Annotated in this window: 15 protein-coding genes; 7 read left to right on the top strand and 8 right to left on the bottom strand. The window is 62.7% G+C overall.

Annotated features, from left to right (window positions below):
* Positions 1–7: 7 nt before the first annotated feature.
* From JFU04_RS06440 to JFU04_RS06415, 6 genes are all read left to right on the top strand, one after another.
* Positions 8–790 carry an aldolase gene (locus tag JFU04_RS06440; protein ID WP_065899449.1) on the top strand — a complete coding sequence of 261 codons (783 nt, stop codon included), beginning with the start codon at positions 8–10 and terminating at the stop codon, positions 788–790.
* Between the two features lie 29 nt (positions 791–819).
* Positions 820–1,692 carry a dihydrodipicolinate synthase family protein gene (locus JFU04_RS06435; protein WP_065899450.1) on the top strand — a complete coding sequence of 291 codons (873 nt, stop codon included), beginning with the start codon at positions 820–822 and terminating at the stop codon, positions 1,690–1,692.
* Between the two features lie 173 nt (positions 1,693–1,865).
* Positions 1,866–2,405: an RNA polymerase sigma factor gene (locus tag JFU04_RS06430; RefSeq protein ID WP_065899451.1), complete on the top strand. Its 540-nt coding sequence runs from the start codon at positions 1,866–1,868 to the stop codon at positions 2,403–2,405.
* A complete protein-coding gene (locus JFU04_RS06425) occupies positions 2,402–3,370 on the top strand; it encodes a FecR family protein (RefSeq protein WP_201143689.1) in 969 nt (322 codons plus the stop codon). The genes JFU04_RS06430 and JFU04_RS06425 overlap by 4 nt, the downstream gene beginning before the upstream one ends.
* Before the next feature lie 127 nt (positions 3,371–3,497).
* Positions 3,498–6,068 (top strand): TonB-dependent receptor, encoded by a 2,571-nt coding sequence (locus JFU04_RS06420; protein WP_106804891.1) that lies wholly within the window; start codon positions 3,498–3,500, stop codon positions 6,066–6,068.
* 254 nt (positions 6,069–6,322) lie between these two features.
* On the top strand, positions 6,323–7,222 hold the full coding sequence (locus tag JFU04_RS06415) for a DMT family transporter (protein WP_065899454.1): 900 nt from the start codon (positions 6,323–6,325) through the stop codon (positions 7,220–7,222).
* Positions 7,223–7,947: 725 nt separating this feature from the next.
* Here the strand turns inward: JFU04_RS06415 and JFU04_RS06410 are convergent.
* The 4 genes from JFU04_RS06410 to JFU04_RS06395 form a co-directional block, all read right to left on the bottom strand.
* On the bottom strand, positions 7,948–9,165 hold the full coding sequence (locus tag JFU04_RS06410; RefSeq protein ID WP_120447819.1) for a class I SAM-dependent methyltransferase: 1,218 nt from the start codon (positions 9,163–9,165) through the stop codon (positions 7,948–7,950).
* A 221-nt stretch (positions 9,166–9,386) separates the two neighbouring features.
* Positions 9,387–10,004, bottom strand: a complete 618-nt coding sequence (locus tag JFU04_RS06405) for a TPM domain-containing protein (protein ID WP_106804892.1) — start codon at positions 10,002–10,004, stop codon at positions 9,387–9,389.
* Between the two features lie 31 nt (positions 10,005–10,035).
* Positions 10,036–10,761 carry a TPM domain-containing protein gene (locus JFU04_RS06400; RefSeq protein ID WP_201143688.1) on the bottom strand — a complete coding sequence of 242 codons (726 nt, stop codon included), beginning with the start codon at positions 10,759–10,761 and terminating at the stop codon, positions 10,036–10,038.
* Between the two features lie 18 nt (positions 10,762–10,779).
* Entirely contained in the window at positions 10,780–11,391 is a 612-nt protein-coding gene (locus JFU04_RS06395; protein ID WP_106804894.1) for a LemA family protein, read from the bottom strand.
* Positions 11,392–11,629: 238 nt separating this feature from the next.
* Between JFU04_RS06395 and bglX the strand changes: the two genes are divergently transcribed.
* Positions 11,630–13,921: a beta-glucosidase BglX gene (gene bglX / locus JFU04_RS06390; RefSeq protein ID WP_106804895.1), complete on the top strand. Its 2,292-nt coding sequence runs from the start codon at positions 11,630–11,632 to the stop codon at positions 13,919–13,921.
* 114 nt (positions 13,922–14,035) lie between these two features.
* Here bglX and JFU04_RS06385 read toward each other — a convergent pair whose 3' ends face one another.
* The 4 genes from JFU04_RS06385 to JFU04_RS06370 all read right to left on the bottom strand — a co-directional run bounded on the left by JFU04_RS06385 (position 14,036) and on the right by JFU04_RS06370 (position 17,330).
* Positions 14,036–15,193: a phospholipase D-like domain-containing protein gene (locus JFU04_RS06385; RefSeq protein WP_065899460.1), complete on the bottom strand. Its 1,158-nt coding sequence runs from the start codon at positions 15,191–15,193 to the stop codon at positions 14,036–14,038.
* Between the two features lies 1 nt (position 15,194).
* On the bottom strand, positions 15,195–15,776 hold the full coding sequence (locus JFU04_RS06380; protein WP_065899461.1) for a YceI family protein: 582 nt from the start codon (positions 15,774–15,776) through the stop codon (positions 15,195–15,197).
* Between the two features lie 169 nt (positions 15,777–15,945).
* Positions 15,946–16,260 (bottom strand): amidase, encoded by a 315-nt coding sequence (locus tag JFU04_RS06375; RefSeq protein ID WP_201143687.1) that lies wholly within the window; start codon positions 16,258–16,260, stop codon positions 15,946–15,948.
* Positions 16,257–17,330: a serine hydrolase domain-containing protein gene (locus tag JFU04_RS06370; RefSeq protein ID WP_201143686.1), complete on the bottom strand. Its 1,074-nt coding sequence runs from the start codon at positions 17,328–17,330 to the stop codon at positions 16,257–16,259. The genes JFU04_RS06375 and JFU04_RS06370 overlap by 4 nt, the downstream gene beginning before the upstream one ends.
* Positions 17,331–17,403: the final 73 nt, after the last annotated feature.

Below are 17,403 nucleotides of genomic sequence, written 5' to 3'. Positions count from 1 at the left end.
CACCGATATGGCCAAGACATTAGCACTCCCGAAAGACCAGCTGGTCAAGCAAGCGCTGATCCAGATGCAAAATACCCTGGCGGATAATACGTGGACCGTGCGGCAAAAGCTGGCGCTGACCTGCCGTATCCTGTTCGAGCACGGCCACGACTCGGGCCTCGCCGGGCAGATCACTGCGCGAGGGCCCGAACACGGCACCTATTACACCCAGCAATTGGGGCTGGGCTTCGATGAGATCACCGCCAGCAACCTGCTGTTGGTAAACGAGGACCTTGAAGTGCTCGAAGGCCACGGCATTCCCAACCCGGCCAACCGTTTCCACAGCTGGGTCTACCGAGGGCGCCCGGATGTGAACTGCATCATTCACACGCACCCCACGCATATCGCCGCGCTGTCGATGCTGGAAGTACCGCTGCAGGTGTCCCACATGGACCTCTGCCCGCTGTACGAAGACTGCGCGTTCCTCGAGGCCTGGCCAGGGGTGCCGGTGGGCAACGAAGAAGGCGAAATCATCACCGCGGCACTCGGTGACAAACGCGCGATCCTGCTTTCGCACCACGGCCAGTTGTCGACCGGCGCGAGCGTCGAGGAGGCCTGCGTGATTGCACAGTTGATCGAGCGCGCCGCCAAGCTGCAGTTGCTGGCGATGGCGGCCGGCACGATCAAGCCGATCCTGCCGGAGCTGGGGCGCGAGGCCCACGACTGGATCTCCCGGCCCAAGCGCCATGGCGCCGCGTTCAACTACTACGTGCGACAGAACCTGCGCCAGCACGCCGATTGCCTGAACTGACCCGCCCCTTTTCTGACAGGAGACTTCCCATGTCCAGCCCCGATATTCACGGCATCATCGGCTACACCATCACCCCCTTCAGCGCTGACGGTAAGCGCATCGACCTCGACGCCCTCGGTCGCTCCATCGACCGCTTGATCGACGCCGGCGTCCATGCCATCGCGCCCCTGGGCAGCACCGGCGAAGGGGCTTACCTGAGCGATGCCGAGTGGGATGAAGTCAGCGCCTACAGCCTGGCAAAAATTGCCCGGCGGGTACCGACTGTGGTCAGCGTCTCGGACCTGACCACCGCTAAAGCCGTGCGGCGCGCCCGTTACGCCGAGGCAAATGGCGCCGATGTGGTGATGGTGCTGCCGGCCTCGTACTGGAAACTCAGCGAAGCGGAAATCCTCGCCCACTACGCTGCGATTGGCGACAGCATCGGCGTGCCGATCATGCTCTACAACAACCCGGCCACCAGCGGCACGGACATGTCGGTGGATTTGATCCTGCGGATCGTCAAGCACGTGGAGAACGTGACGATGGTCAAGGAGAGCACCGGCGATATTCAACGCATGCACCAATTACGGCGCCACAGCGACGTGCCGTTCTTCAACGGGTGCAACCCGCTGGCACTGGAAGCCTTCGTGGCGGGTGCCAAAGGCTGGTGCACCGCAGCGCCAAATCTGATCCCACAGCTCAACCTGGCTTTGTACGACGCGGTGCTGGCGAATGATCTGACCCAGGCGCGGGAACTGTTCTACCGCCAACTGCCGCTGCTGGAGTTCATCCTCAAGGGCGGACTACCGGCAACGATCAAGGCCGGCTTGCGCCTGACCGGGCTGGAAGCCGGCGATCCCCGGTTGCCGGTGTTCCCGTTGAGTGAAGCCGGGATCGAGCAACTAAAGACATTGCTGCGCTGACCCTGTAGGAACCGGCTTGCCGGCGATAGCGCTCTCGCAGTCAACATCAACATCGACTGCCCTCGACGCGATCGCCGACAAGCCGGCGCCGACAATTAAACCGAGACAAATGACAATAATTCTCGATATCATTCGCGGCATTTCTACGCCGTGCTTCGTCACGAAGGATATCCATGTCTCGTCCCAAGCCCGACCCGCTGTCGGCCGATGCTTTTCGCGGGTTTTATGCAGATATTCTGCATTTCCTGCGCAAACGCACGGACAACGCCAGCGACGCGGCGGACATGACCCAGGATGTCTTTACCCAGTGGCTGGACTACCGCGACCGGGCCAAGGTCGAGCAGCCACGGGCCTTTCTGTTCCAGATGGCGCGCAATCTGCTGCGTGATCACTGGCGCAGACAGAAGGTACGGCACACCGCCCATTCCGATCAGGCCGACAGGGACGCCGAACCGGTCACCGACGAGCAAAACGATCCCATGGCCGCCGCGCAGCGCTTGCAACGCCTGGAACAGTTGAAAGAAGTCCTCGCCGAACTCTCGCCGCGCCGGCGAGAAGCCCTTATGCTGCACCGCTTCGAAGGCTTGAGCCAGGCGCAGATCGCCGAGCGCATGGGCATTTCGACGAGCATGGTGGAAAAGCACATCGCTTTTGCCCTGCTGCATTGCAAGCGACGCCTTCAATCAGACCCCGGCACGGAGCAGCCAGAATGAACCGCCTGAGCGACACCGACGCCCTGGATATCGAAGCGAGTGACTCCATCGATGCCCAAGCCGCCAGCTGGTTTGCACGCAACCGTAATGACGCGAGCCGTGCCGACCGCAAGGCGTTTGCCGCCTGGCATGCGGTTGCGGCGCATGCTCGCGCCTATGCCGAGTTCGAGCAACTGTGGGCCGACCTGGCACAGTTGCAGCAACTGAACAAACCGGTGCCCCTGCCCAAGCGCAAACCGTCGGTGTTGCGCCCTGCCCTGGCCGTCGCCGCCGCAGTGTTGTGCGCCGTGCTGGCCACGCATATCGGCGCGCCCCGCGAGCTGTATCACACGCAAGTGGCGGCCCATGCCAAGGGCATGCGCACCTTCAACCTGCCCGACGGCAGCACGCTGTATGTAAATGCCAACACGCGCCTGCGCGTGGACTTCACCGCGCACCAGCGCATCGTGCACCTGGACAAGGGCCAGCTGTATATCGAGGCGGCCGCCGACAAGGAGCGGCCGCTGTTCGTGCAGGCCGGCGAGGCCTATGTGCGGGTGGTCGGCACCGGCTTCGATGTACGCCGCAGCCAACAGCAACTGGTGGTCAGCGTCGCCCACGGCAAGGTGGCTTTCGAGCCGGACGCAAAGAGCCCGGTAACCCTGCTCGGCGCCCAGCAGCGCGCCACCTACAGCTACGCCAAGGGCACCGTGCAGCAACAAACCCTCACCGCAGAAGAAGTGGCCGACTGGCGCAGCGGGCACTTGTCGTTTCGCAACCGCGAACTGGCCAGCCTGATCGATGAGCTGAGCCTCTACCGTCCCCAGGCGCCCTTGCAGGTGAGCACTGCGGTGGCGCAACTGAAGGTCTCCGGCAACCTCGATGTCAACGACCCGGGCGCCCTGCTCAACGCCCTGCCCGCCTTGCTGCCAGTGAAAACCGTGGCCTCGGCCGATGGCATCGTGCGGATCGAGCCCAGCAAATAACCCTCGAAACAGTACTTGAGAATATTTTTCATTCGCAGGTGTGGATTTTTTTGCCTGCCCCGTCTTCCTCCGGTCTGCGTTTGATACGCACGCATTTTTCGGCCACTTGGCCACACCGGGGGATTTCATGTTTCGCGCGCCTTGCCACGCTTCGCACCTGTTTCTTCGACCGACCGTCATTGCCACCTGCCTGGCCTTCAGCCTCAGCGCCCAGGCCGAGTCGTTCAAGCTGCAATTGCCCGCCCAGTCGCTGGCCACGTCGCTGAGCCAAGTGGCGCAGCAGGCGAAGATCCAGCTGTTGTTCGATGAAGCACTGCTCAAGAACGTGCAGGCACCGGCGCTCAACGGTGAGTTCAGCCCGGAAGTGGCGATTCGCACCCTGCTGAAAAACGGCGAGTTCATCCTGATCAGGGTCGGCAGCACTTACGTGGTAAAGCCCGAAGAGGCAAAAACCACCCAGAGCGGCGCGATCCAGCTGGAAGCCCTGAGCGTGATCGGCACCGGCAACGAGGTCGACTCCAGCACCGTCGGGCGCTCCACCTTGAGCCAGGCCGATATCGACCGCTACCAGCCCGACAACATCCCTTCGCTGCTGCAGACCTTGCCGGGAGTGTCCATGGGCGGCTCGCCCAAGCCCGGTGGCCAGACCATCAACATTCGCGGCATGGGCGATGCCGAAGATGTGCCAATGACCGTGGATGGCGCGACCAAAAGCGGCTTCGAGCGCTACCAGCAAGGCACGGTGTTCATCGAACCCGAGCTGATCAAAAGCATTGAGGTGGAGAAAGGTCCGTATTCGCCGTTCAACGGCAACGGCGGTTTCGGCGGCACGGTCAACATGATCACCAAGGATGCGCCGGACCTGCTCAAGGATGGGCGTAACGCCGGGGCGATGGCCAAGTACGGCTACTCCAGCAACACCCACGAACAGGTGTACACCGGCGCAGTGTATGGCCGCACCGACGACGGCCGCATGGATGGCCTGATCTACCTGACCAAACGCGACGGCGACGACTTGAAGCTCGCCGGCACCCCGCCCGACCCACGCAACGAATACCCGATCAACCCCAAGCGCCTGCCCAACAGCGCGCAGGATGTAGAAGGCGAGCTGCTCAAGTTCAACGCGCACTTCACCGACGAGCACAGCATGGGCCTGTCCTATTCCAGCGCCAGAAGCGAGCGCATGGCGCCGTTCTCGGCTAAAACCTACCCGTCGCCGCCGACGCAATCAGCCATCGACCGATATGGCTACGAAGGCGCACTGAAACGCTTTCTGGCCGACCGCGAAACCGTGGACACCACCTGGTCAGGCAAGTACGAATACCAGCCGTTGAACAACCCGCTGATCGACTTGAAACTCAGCTACTCGTTCTCCAAGACCGATCAGACCGACGAGCGCGCCGAGAATGCGGTGATCAGCCTGGCCACCGGCGGGCGCAAGATGGAAACGTCCTACACTGACCGCATCCTTGAGCTGCGCAACATCAGCCTGTTTACCACCGGCCCGCTGGAGCACGCCGTGACCACCGGCGTGCAGGTGCGCAAGCACGATCGCGAAACCGAAAGCTGGATGCCGGGCGCGACCTACAACACCGCTAAATACAACTATGGCCATTTCCAGCCGTACTTCATGCCCCACGGCAAAGTCGACACCAATGCGTTCTACCTGCAGGACGCCGTGACACTTGGCGACGTCACCCTCACACCGTCCCTGCGCTATGACCACGTGCGCAACCGCGGCGAAGCCAACGATGCGCCGTACTACAGCAGCCCGGACCCGCGCGTCGGCCATGACTACAGCGACCGCACCTACACCGGTTGGTCGCCACGCCTGGCAGCCTTCTGGAACGTGACCCCGGATGTCGCCTTCTTCGCCAGCTGGAACCGCACCTGGCGCGCGCCGGTCATCGATGAGCAGTACGAGGTGCAAGGCTCTGCCAGCACGCGCAGCGCCACCAGCCTCAACCTCGACCCGGAGCGCATCACCGCGATTACGGCGGGCAACGTCACGCACTTCTCTGGCGTCTTCACCCGCGATGACAACCTGCAACTGCGCACCACGCTGTTTCACAACCGCATCGAAGACGAGATCATGAAGGCCACCGGCCTCGGCTGCGAACGGCAAATGACCGTGCCGGGCAGTATCGATGCGGTGTGCACCGACGCGGCGTCCAGGACCAACTATCGCAACGTGGGCGGCATGACCATCAAGGGCTTCGAGCTGGAAAGCTACTACGACTCGACGTACGTGTTCGGCTCCCTGACTTACTCCTGGGCTACAGGTAAACGAGACAACCCCTACACCAACCCTTGGGCTACCGACCGGCACGTGTGGGCACGGGATATTCCACCGGCCAAATGGGTGGTAGTCCTCGGCACCAAGATCCCGAGCTGGGACGCGCAGGTGGGCTGGCAGGGCCAGTTCGTGCGCAAGACCGATCGCGTACCTACCGACATCTATCCTGGCGGCTTCAACTCCACCATTGGCGACTTTATCTACGACCAGACCGAGAACCCCAGCTACGACACCCAGGGCCTGTTCGCCAACTGGAAACCGCAGCAGGCGGGCCTCAAAGGCACCGAGATCAACTTCACCGTCGATAACCTGTTCAACCGCAGCTACCAGCCAGCACTCAGCGGCGACGGTGTCTACAGCGAAGGGCGCAACGCCAAGATCAGCATCACGCGGTTCTTCTGAACCTGTAGGCGGCGGCGTGCGGGCGATGCGGGCGACTCGGTTTACCCGCGAAACAGCAGCCATCCCATCGCCGTCTCGCTCAAGCTCGACAGCGCCTACACGGCGATGGCGGCGATGGCGGCGATGGCGGCGGCACTGTCGGCCCTGGCACGCAACTGTACGGATAAATCCGCACCCAGCTGTAGGCCCGCGATTGGCGGGGGATGTGGCTAGATGGGCTTCCCTTGAAGCCCTCTGGATTTCGGATCCCTCCCATGAGTTCGCGCGAAAATACCGGCATGGCCCTCGGCCTGCTGGGCGTCATCATCTTCAGCCTGACCCTGCCTTTCACCCGTATCGTGGTGCAGGAAATCCACCCGTTGCTCAACGGCCTCGGCCGTGCGCTGTTCGCGGCGATTCCGGCGGCGGCGCTGTTGCTGTGGCGTCGTGAGCGCTGGCCCACCTGGCGCCAGGTGCGCGGGCTGTGCCTGGTGATCGCCGGGGTGATCCTGGGCTTTCCGGTGTTGTCGGCCTGGGCCATGCAAACCTTGCCAGCCTCCCATGGCGCGCTGGTCAACGGCCTGCAACCCTTGTGCGTGGCACTGTATGCCGCGTGGCTGTCGCATGAGCGACCGTCCAAAGCCTTCTGGGCCTGCGCGGCGCTGGGCAGTGCGCTGGTGTTGAGTTACGCACTGATCACCGGCGCCGGCAGTATTCAGGCCGGCGATTTGTTGATGCTCGGCGCGATTGCCGTCGGCGGGCTGGGCTATGCCGAAGGCGGCCGGCTGGCCAAGGAGATGGGCGGCTGGCAAGTGATCTGCTGGGCGCTGGTGCTGTCGACGCCGGTGCTGATCGGCCCGGTCTGGTACCTGGCGGCGCAGCATCAAGGTGCGATTTCGATGCGCACCTGGTGGGCGTTTGGCTATGTGTCGCTGTTCTCGCAGTTCCTGGGATTCTTCGCCTGGTACGCCGGGCTGGCCATGGGCGGGATCGCGCGGGTCAGCCAGATCCAATTGCTGCAGATATTCTTCACCATCGCGTTTTCGGCGCTGTTCTTTGGCGAACATATCGAGCCGATTACGTGGCTGTTCGCCTGTGGGGTAATCGTCACGGTGATGCTCGGGCGCAAGACGGCGGTGCAGCCTGCGCCCGCGCCAAAGGTAAACGCTATCTAATGCAGGCGCCGGCTTGTGTGGGAGCGGGCTTGCCCGCGAAAGCGGCCGGTCAGCCAACCCCGCTATCGCCAATACCGCCGCTTTCGCAGCCTCGCTAAAGCTCGACAGCTGCCACAGGGGATTGCGGGATGTCTGTGGCGGGGTACGGTCAAAATGTGGGAGCGGGCTTGCCCGCGAAAGCGGCCGGTCAGCCAACCCCTCTATCGCCAATACCGCCGTCTTCGCAGCCTCGCTGAAGCTCGACTGCTCCCACAGGGGATTGCGGGATGGCTATGAGATCTGTGGCCGGGTACGGTCAAAATGTGGGAGCGGGCTTGCTCGCGAAAGCGGCCGGTCAGCCAACCCCTCTATCGCCCATGCCGCCGCCTTCGCAGCCTCGCTGAAGTTCGACAGCTCCGACAGGGGATTGCGGGATGGCTATGAGATCTGTGGCCGGGTACGGTCAAAATGTGGGAGCGGGCTTGCCCGCGAAAGCGGCCGGTCAGCCAACCACTCTATCGCCCATGCCACCGCTTTCGCAGCCTCGCTAAAGCTCGACAGCTCCCACAGGGGATTGCGGGATGGCTATGAGATCTGTGGCCGGGTGCGGTTAAAATGTGGGAGCGGGCTTGCCCGCGAAGGCGGCCGGTCAGCCACCACCTCTATCGCCCATGCCGCCGCCTTCGCAGCCTCGCTGAAGCTCGACAGCTTGCTCCCACACAAGCCGGCACCTGCCCGCGGCGTGTTCAGTTCAAGAAACCATCCGCCCGCAGCAGGGTTTCCAGGCAGTGCTCGGTGATGTGGTAGAACGCCTTCAGCTCCTGGATTTTCGCCAGCAATTGCGCGTTGTCCACAGGCTCGGCGCGCTTGACCGCGAGGATCATCTTGTTCTTGTTGGTGTGCTCCAACGAGATGAACTCGAACACTTTGGTCTCGTAGCCACAGGCTTCGAGGAACAGCGCACGCAAGCTGTCGGTGACCATTTCTGCCTGCTGGCCCAGGTGCAGGCCGTACTGCAGCATCGGCTTGAGCAGCGCCGGGCTCTGGATCTGCAGGCGAATCTGCTTATGGCAGCACGGCGAGCACATGATGATCGACGCGCCGGAACGGATGCCGGTGTGGATCGCGTAATCGGTGGCAATGTCGCAGGCATGCAGGGCGATCATCACGTCCAGCTCGCTCGGCGCCACGCTGCGCACGTCGCCGCACTTGAACACCAGGCCCGGATGCTCCAGGCGCGCAGCGGCGCTGTTGCAAAGGGTCACCATGTCTTCACGCAGTTCCACGCCGGTCACTTCACCCTCGGCCTTGAGGGTGTTGCGCAGGTAATCGTGAATCGCAAAGGTCAGGTAGCCCTTGCCCGAGCCGAAGTCGGCGACGCGCACCGGCTGGTCCAGTTTCAACGGTGATGAGGTCAGCGCATGGCTGAACACTTCGATGAACTTGTTGATCTGCTTCCACTTGCGCGACATCGACGGGATCAGCGCCTGCCTGGCATCGGTCACGCCGAGGTCAGCGAGGAACGGCCGGCTCAGGTCGAGGAAGCGATTCTTCTCGCGGTTATGCTCAGCCGAGGGCGCCTCGCGCAGTTGCTGCGGCTTGCTTTTGAACAGCGAGCTTTTGTTCTTCTTGCTGTATTCCAGCTGCGCTTCATCGGTCAGCGACAGCAGGTGCGCGTTCTTGAAGGACGCCGGCAGCAACTCGGCAATCATCGCCACGCCTTCGGCCAGCGCGAAATTCTTGGTGATGTCGCGGGTCTTGTAGCGGTAGACGAAGGACAGGCACGGCTGCTCCTTGACCTCTACCTGCTTGATGATCAGCCGTTGCAGCTCGGCTTCCGCGCCGACGTACTTGGCCAGCACCAGCTTGATAAACGCATGCTGCGCCAGGCTTGCGCTCAACAGTTCGATGAACTGGGCGTGATGATCCGGCGCAGGGCGGGCAGGTTGAGCGGTGACAGACATGAACAAAAAAGCCTCGGGCTGGGGATGCCGGGCATTTTAGGGGGGATGGGGGCCGAGGGCACGGGGTTATTTGATCAACGGTCAATCAACCCTGCCCATCCACGGCGGGACGCACCTTTTGTGGGAGCCGGGCTTGCCCGCGATTGCATCACCTCGACGGGCCTGACAGACCGAGTTGCCCGCCCCGCAGGCAAGCCAGTTCCGACCTGGAGCAAGATGGACTATTCGAGCACGACCAGGCGATTGGGCAGTTCATTGCGGGTCTGCGTGACCGGCACATGCACCTTGAGCAACTCCCCGCAGGCTTCAATGCAGGCAATAAACCCCGCCAGTGTCTGCCCCTGTTTCACTTGCTGAGTGAACGCCCTGACGATGGTGTCCCAACTGCTGTCATCCAGGCGCTTGGAAATCCCCTCATCCACCAGGATCTCCACGTAGCGCTCGGCCTCGCTGACAAAAATCAGCACACCGGTGCTGCCCAGCGTGTGGTGCAGGTTCTGCTCCAGGAACTGCCGGCGCGCCAGGTTGGACGCGCGCCAATGGCGCACCGAGCGCGGGATCAGGCGGGTGGTGACCTTGGGCAGGCGAAACACCAGGCACAGCACGATAAACGTCGCCCACTGCGCCAACAGCAAGGTGTACATGGTCAAGTAGCCGGACAAGTAATGCACTACACCCGGCACCACCAACGCGATCAGGCTGGCCCACAGCAGTGGGATGTAGGCGTAGTCGTCCGCTCGGGCAGCCAGTACCGTCACCAGTTCGGCGTCGGTCTGCTGCTCGACGCGGGCAATCGCCTCGGCGACCTGGCGTTGCTCGTGTTCACTCAGTAGTGCCATGGTTGTAGATGCTCTGTTGTCGTTATTGTCATTACCAGCCGCCCGAGGCCCCGCCGCCGCCGAAGCCGCCACCGCCTCCGCGGAAACCACCGCCACCGCCTCCACCACCGCCGCGTCCGCTGCTGCTGAGGATCGCCAGCAAGATGGCGCCCACCGGCAGCCCCAGCCGATTGCACAGCCACAGCACACCGATCAGCAAGATAAACAGGCCGATGGAAAACCCCGGATTATCCTTGGCAAAGTTGGCGTCCGCCACGTGCGCCGGCACCGCCAGCGGTTCACCGCCGACCACCTGCACCATCGCCGAAACACCATCGCTGATGCCCTGGCTGTAATTGCCAGCCTTGAACTTGGGCGCGATCACCTGGTTGATGATCACCCAGGACTGCGCATCGGTCAGCACGCCTTCCAGGCCATAGCCGACTTCGATGCGCAATTTGCGCTCATCGCGGGCGACGATCAACAGCGCGCCGTTGTCCTTGCCCTTCTGGCCAATGCCCCACTGGCGGCCCAACTGATAACCGTAGTCTTCAATCGGCACACCCTGCAGGTCGGGCACCGTGACCACCACGATCTGGTCGCCACGGGCTTGCTCGAGCGCCTGCAATTGCTGGGTGATCTGCTCCCGGGTCGCCGGGTCGATCATCTGGGCGGTGTCCACCACCCGACCGGTCAATGCCGGGAAGGTCAGCGCCGCCTGGGCCACGCCCACGCAGGCCAGCAGCCACAGCGCCAGGCCTATCCTGAATAAACGCATCGACACCTCAATGCAGCCTTATTTGAACTTCACTTGCGGCGCTTTATCGGCATCGGCACTGGTGGCTTCAAACGTGGCGCGGATCGGCAGATCGCTGTACATCACGCTGTGCCACAAGCGACCGGGGAAAGTGCGGATCTCGGTGTTGTAGGCCTGCACCGCCTGGATAAAGTCGCGGCGGGCCACGGCGATACGGTTTTCGGTGCCTTCAAGCTGCGATTGCAGGGCCAGGAAGTTCTGGTTGGCCTTCAGGTCCGGGTAGCGCTCGGACACCACCATCAAGCGGCTGAGGGCACCGCTCAAACCATCCTGGGCCTGCTGGAACTGCTTGAGTTTTTCCGGGTTGTCGAGGGTGCTGGCATCCACCTGGATCGAGGTGGCCTTGGCCCGTGCCTCAATGACGGCGGTCAGGGTGTCCTGCTCATGGGCAGCGTAGCCCTTGACCACTTCCACCAGGTTGGGGATCAGGTCGGCACGGCGTTGATACTGGTTCTGCACCTGGCCCCAGGCGGCCTTGGCCTGTTCATCCAGGGTCGGGATGGTGTTGATGCCGCAACCGCTCAGCACCGTGCTGATCAGTAGCAAAGCCGCGGCCTTGAGGCCCCAGCGGGAAGAGTGTGCTGCTTGCATGGTGTTTCTCCTGACCAAACTGGATGGAATGTGACGACTAACCCTATAAACCGCGCGCTTGGGGCATAATCCGCCACCACTGGAATGCATTGAGCCAATCAGCTACAAAGATGCCCAGCGCGAAAAAGAGTTCAGAGTGTGCTGCATTTATCTGAACAACACCCGAACAACAATAGACGCTCCCCACATTTTGGCCGATCAGCCCCAGCGCTGTGCAGTGAGCCGAAAAAGGATATTCATGAAGAAGCTGTGTTTGCTCGGCCTTGTTGCCACTCTGGCCACCCACCCCGTCTGGGCAGAAACAAAGCCTGCTGCGCTCAAGGACAAGGACGCCTTCGTCAGCGACCTGCTCAAGCAGATGACCCTCGATGAAAAGATCGGCCAGTTGCGCCTGATCAGCATCGGCCCCGAGATGCCCCGCGAGCTGATCCGCAAGGAAATCGCCGCCGGCCGCATCGGTGGCACCTTCAACTCGATCACCCGCCCGGAAAACCGTCCGATGCAGGACGCAGCCATGCGCAGCCGGTTGAAGATCCCGATGTTCTTCGCCTATGACGTGATCCACGGCCACCGCACGATCTTCCCGATCAGCCTGGCCCTGGCGTCCAGCTGGGACATGGACGCCATCGGCCGCTCCGGGCGCATCGCCGCCCAGGAAGCTGCCGCCGACAGCCTCGACATCACCTTCGCGCCGATGGTCGACATCTCCCGCGACCCGCGCTGGGGCCGCACCTCCGAAGGTTTCGGCGAAGACACCTACCTGGTCTCGCGCATCGCCGAAGTGATGGTCAAGGCCTTCCAGGGCACCAGCCCCGCCAATGCCGACAGCATCATGGCCAGCGTCAAGCACTTCGCCCTGTACGGCGCGGTGGAAGGCGGGCGTGACTACAACGTGGTCGACATGAGCCCGGTCAAGATGTACCAGGACTACCTGCCGCCCTACCACGCGGCGATCAAGGCCGGCTCCGGCGGCGTGATGGTCGCGCTGAACTCGATCAACGGCGTCCCCGCCACCGCCAACACCTGGTTGATGAACGACCTGCTGCGCAAGGACTGGGGCTTCAAGGGCCTGGCCGTGAGCGACCACGGCGCGATCTTCGAGCTGATCAAGCACGGCGTGGCCAAGGACGGGCGTGAAGCCGCCAAGCTGGCGATCAAGGCCGGCATCGACATGAGCATGAACGACTCGCTGTACGGCAAGGAATTGCCCGGCTTGCTCAAGTCCGGCGAGATCGAGCAGAGCGACATCGACAACGCCGTGCGCGAAGTGCTCGGCGCCAAGTACGACATGGGCCTGTTCGCCGACCCGTACCTGCGCATCGGCAAGGCCGAGGATGACCCGGCCGACACTTACGCCGAAAGCCGCCTGCACCGCAGCGAGGCCCGCGACATCGCGCGCCGCAGCCTGGTACTGCTGAAGAATCAGAACGACACCCTGCCGCTGAAAAAATCCGCGACCATCGCCCTCGTCGGCCCGCTGGCCAAGGCACCGATCGACATGATGGGCAGCTGGGCCGCCGCCGGCAAACCGGCGCAGTCGGTGACCCTGCTCGACGGCATGAATGCCGTGATCGGCGAAAAAGGCAAGGTGATCTACGCGCGGGGCGCCAACATCACCAACGACAAGGCCGTCGTCGACTACCTCAACTTCCTCAACTTCGATGCCCCGGAAGTGGTGGATGACACCCGTTCGCCGCAAGTGCTGATCGATGAAGCGGTCAAGGCCGCCAAGGATGCCGACGTGGTGGTGGCTGCCGTGGGTGAATCGCGCGGCATGTCCCACGAGTCGTCCAGCCGCACCGACCTGAACATCCCGCAAAGCCAGCGCGACCTGATCAAGGCCCTCAAGGCCACCGGCAAGCCACTGGTGCTGGTGCTGATGAACGGTCGGCCGCTGTCGATCCTCGAAGAGAACCAACAGGCCGACGCGATCCTGGAAACCTGGTTCGCCGGCACCGAAGGCGGCAACGCGATTGCCGACGTGCTGTTCGGTGACTACAACCCGTCGGGCAAGCTGCCGATCACCTTCCCACGTTCGGTGGGGCAGATTCCGACCTACTACAACCACCTGACCATCGGCCGGCCCTTTACCCCGGGCAAGCCGGGCAACTACACCTCGCAGTACTTCGATGACGTCACCGGGCCGCTGTTCCCGTTCGGTTATGGCCTGAGCTACACCACGTTCAGCCTGTCGGAAATGGCGTTGTCGTCGACCACCCTGAACAAGACCGGCAAGCTCGACGCCAGTGTCACGCTGAAAAACACCGGCAAGGTCGACGGCGAAACCGTGGTGCAGCTGTATATCCAGGACGTGGCCGGCTCGATGATCCGCCCGATCAAAGAACTGAAGAACTTCCAGAAGGTCATGCTCAAGGCCGGTGAGGAGCGCACGCTGCACTTCACCATCACCGAGGATGATTTGAAGTTCTACAACACCCAGTTGAAGTACGCCGCCGAACCCGGCCAGTTCAACGTGCAGATCGGGCTGGACTCCCAGGATGTGCAGCAACAAACCTTCGAACTGCTCTGACCTGAAGCTGTAGACACGGTCAATGTAGGAACTGGCTTGCCTGCGATAGTGGTGGAACATTCAGCGCCGCTATCGCAGGCAAGCCAGCTCCCACCGTTTATCGATGTGCTCGAATCAGCCGCGTCGATCAAGCAAGTTGACCACCAGCCGATCAATCCACCCCCACACCCGCTGCTTCACCCGCCGCCACAATGGCCGCGCCTTCCACGCCTCCAGGCTCACCGCCAGGCTCTGGGCAAAGTCGCGCTCGAAACTGCCCGCCACCGCCTGCGTCAATTCCGGGTCCAACGCTTCCAGGTTGGCTTCCAGGTTGAAGCGCAAATTCCAGTGATCAAAGTTGCATGAGCCGACGCTGACCCAATCGTCCACCAGCACCATCTTCAGGTGCAGGAAACACGGCTGGTATTCAAAGATCTGCACCCCCGAACGCAGCAGGCGCGGGTAATAACGGTGCCCGGCGTAGCGCACGGACGGGTGATCGGTGCGTGGGCCGGTGAGCAACAGGCGCACGTCCACCCCGCGCCCGGCTGCGCGGCGCAAGGCACGGCGGACACTCCAGGTCGGTAGGAAATACGGCGTGGCCAGCCAGATACGGTGCTGGCCGCTGTTCAAGGCGCGGATCAGCGATTGCAGAATATCGCGGTGTTGGCGGGCATCGGCATAGGCCACGCGCCCCAGGCCCGGCCCGGTTGCCGGCACCTTGGGCAAGCGGGGCAAACCAAAATGCGTGGCAGGTTTCCACTCGCGCCGCGCGGCGTTGGCGTGCCACTGGCGATCGAACAGTGCCTGCCAGTCCTGCACCAGCGGGCCGCTGATCTGCACCATCACTTCGTGCCAGTCGGCAGTGTCTTGCCCCGGCGTCCAGAACTCATCGGTAACGCCCGTGCCACCGACCACGGCGATGTGCTGGTCGATCAACAACAGCTTGCGGTGGTCACGGTAGAGATTGCGCATCCACCGTCGCCAGTTCAGGCGATTGTAAAAACGCAACGCCACACCGGCGTCGGTCAAGCGTTTGCGCAGCCCCAAGGTAAAGGCCAGGCTACCGTAATCATCAAACAGGCAGCGCACCTGTACCCCGCGTTCGGCGGCCAATACCAGCGCCTGCACCATGGCTTCGGCGCAGGCGCCGGCTTCCACCAGGTACAACTCCACATCGACTTGCCGCTCGGCGCGGGCAATGCCCACCAACATCTGTGGGAAAAATTGCGGGCCGTCGATCAACAACTCGAAACGGTTGGCGCTGCGCCACGGGAAGACCGCGCCGCTCACGTCAGCGCGCCGTGAAAATCAGTACCGCACCCACCGGCACCGACAAACTGATCGACTTGAGCCCCGCCGCCTTGCGCAACGCGGCCACACCCGGCACCAGCTCGAAATCCTCGGCATGCAACACCACCGGTTCCAGGGTCACCACCTGGAACCGTCGATCATCCAGGCGCGTGGCCAACAGCTCGGCGCTGTAGGTCTGGGTCTTGCCATGCAACGTCACGCTCAGTGGCAGGCGCAATTCCAATTGCGCGCCAGGCGCCAGGTCGTTGATGGGTTGCAGGTTGATCTGCGCGTTGATCAGCGCGTCAGGGAAGGTCTTGATCTCGAACAACTGATTGCGCATGCGCTCATCGCGCAGCGGAATGCCACTATTGACCGACTCCAGCTCCACCTCCAACTGCGCCGCGCCTTTGCCGTCGACCTTGCCGTGCAACACCAGGAAGCGCTGCACCTCGGCAATCTCGGTGTTTTTGGTCGTCACGAAGGACAGGCGCGAGGACTCGTTGTCCAGGTACCAATCGGCGTGTGCAGGCGCAGCGGCGGCGATCAGCAGGAAGAAGGCCAGGGGTTTGACATTGAACATAAAGACTCATGCGGCAAAAAACCTGCACGAACCTTAACTGTGCCGTGGGCCCGGTGCAATGGAACTGACAAAGCCGAGCAAATGTGGGCGCTGGCTTGCCTGCGATGGCGGTAGACCAGCCGACATCCCTATCACCGGCAAGGTGGTTACTGTATGGGAAGGTGGTGTGTCAGCGGTTGAGGCGACACCCCTGCCGATCGCCGAACCACCGCGCGCTATGTGTGCGCCCCAACCCACTGGCCGTCACTTCACTGCGCTCCGGGTTGTCGGTGAATGCGCTGGTGGGCACGTACTGCTGCACATACCCCCGGCAATATTCAGCCGGGTTGTTCGCCACATACCGACACGAGCAATACTCCTTGGCGGTATAGGCCGCGATGATGTCGGGGAAGGCTTGCAGGTTGACGCGCTCGTGCCAGATCCATCCCAGCAGGGCGAACAACAGCAGCAGAAACAGGCTGGTAAACGGGCGACGACGGATCATGGCTTCACCGCCGCCAGCACGCGCTTGAGCAGTTCGTCATGGCGGTAGCTGCCATCGCGGTCATCGCCGTAGCGCACGATCACCAAATGTTCTTCAGGCATCACAAACAGCGCCTGGCCCCAGTGACCCAGGGCGGCGAAGGTGTCCGTAGGGGCGTCGGGCCACGGGCGTGGAGCCCCTTGGTTGAGCCACCATTGGCCGCCAGGCACGGCTTCGTCCTGGCCGGCCTGGTAGCGACCGAACGGCTGGCGATTGAAATCGACCCAGGCCTTGGGCACCAGCTGTTGCTCCCCCCAGCGCCCGTCTCGCGCCATCAGCAGACCGACACGCGCCAGATCACGGGCGGTGAGGTAGGCGTAGGACGAGGCGACAAAGGTTTCGTCGGCGTCGGTCTCCCACGTGGCGTTGTGAATCCCCAGCGGCTTGAACAGTGCATCCCACGGGTAGCTCATGTAGGCCTTGTGGCCGAGCATGCCTTTAAGGGTGGCGGAGAGAATATTGCTGTCACCGCTGGAGTAACGAAAGACCTGGCCCGGGGCGGCGAAAGCTTCGGTGTCGGCGGCGAACTCGGCCATGTCGGCGTGGCCACGGGTGTAGAGCATCGCCACCACCGAGGATTTCAACGGGGCGTATTCGTAGTCTTCCTGCCAGTCCAGGCCCGAGGCCCAGTGCAACAGGTCAGCCATGGTCACCGTGGGGTGCTGTTTCATCGGCGGGTAAAACCGCGCCGCCGGGTCGGTCAGTTTGAAGCGATTATCACCGAAGGCCACGCCCAGCACGGTGGCCATCAGGCTTTTGCTGATGGACCAGGTCAGGTGTGGCGTGATGGCAGTGGTGGGCGCGGCATAGCGTTCATAAATGATTTGGCCGTCACGGATCACCAGCAACGCATCGGTGCGGATGCCTTGTCGGGTGGTGTCATCACGCGGCGGGAACGCATAAGTGTTGAGCGCTTCGACAGCGGGGCCTTCAAGCGGTGTGCCCTTGACCCAGTCCTTGTCCGGCCAGGTTTCGGCGCGGGCGGTGACGGTGGCTAACAGCAGGGCAACGCACAACAGGCCTCGGACCATGGACGCAAACTCAAGGGGGCATTCAAGCCCGCGAGGCTAGCCGAGACTAATGATGGTTTTGTGACAACCCGCT

Source organism: Pseudomonas sp. TH21, assembly GCF_016651025.1.
In the GTDB taxonomy this organism is placed as follows: Bacteria; Pseudomonadota; Gammaproteobacteria; order Pseudomonadales; family Pseudomonadaceae; genus Aquipseudomonas; species Aquipseudomonas aylmerensis.
This window is presented reverse-complemented; position numbering and strand designations above follow the sequence as displayed.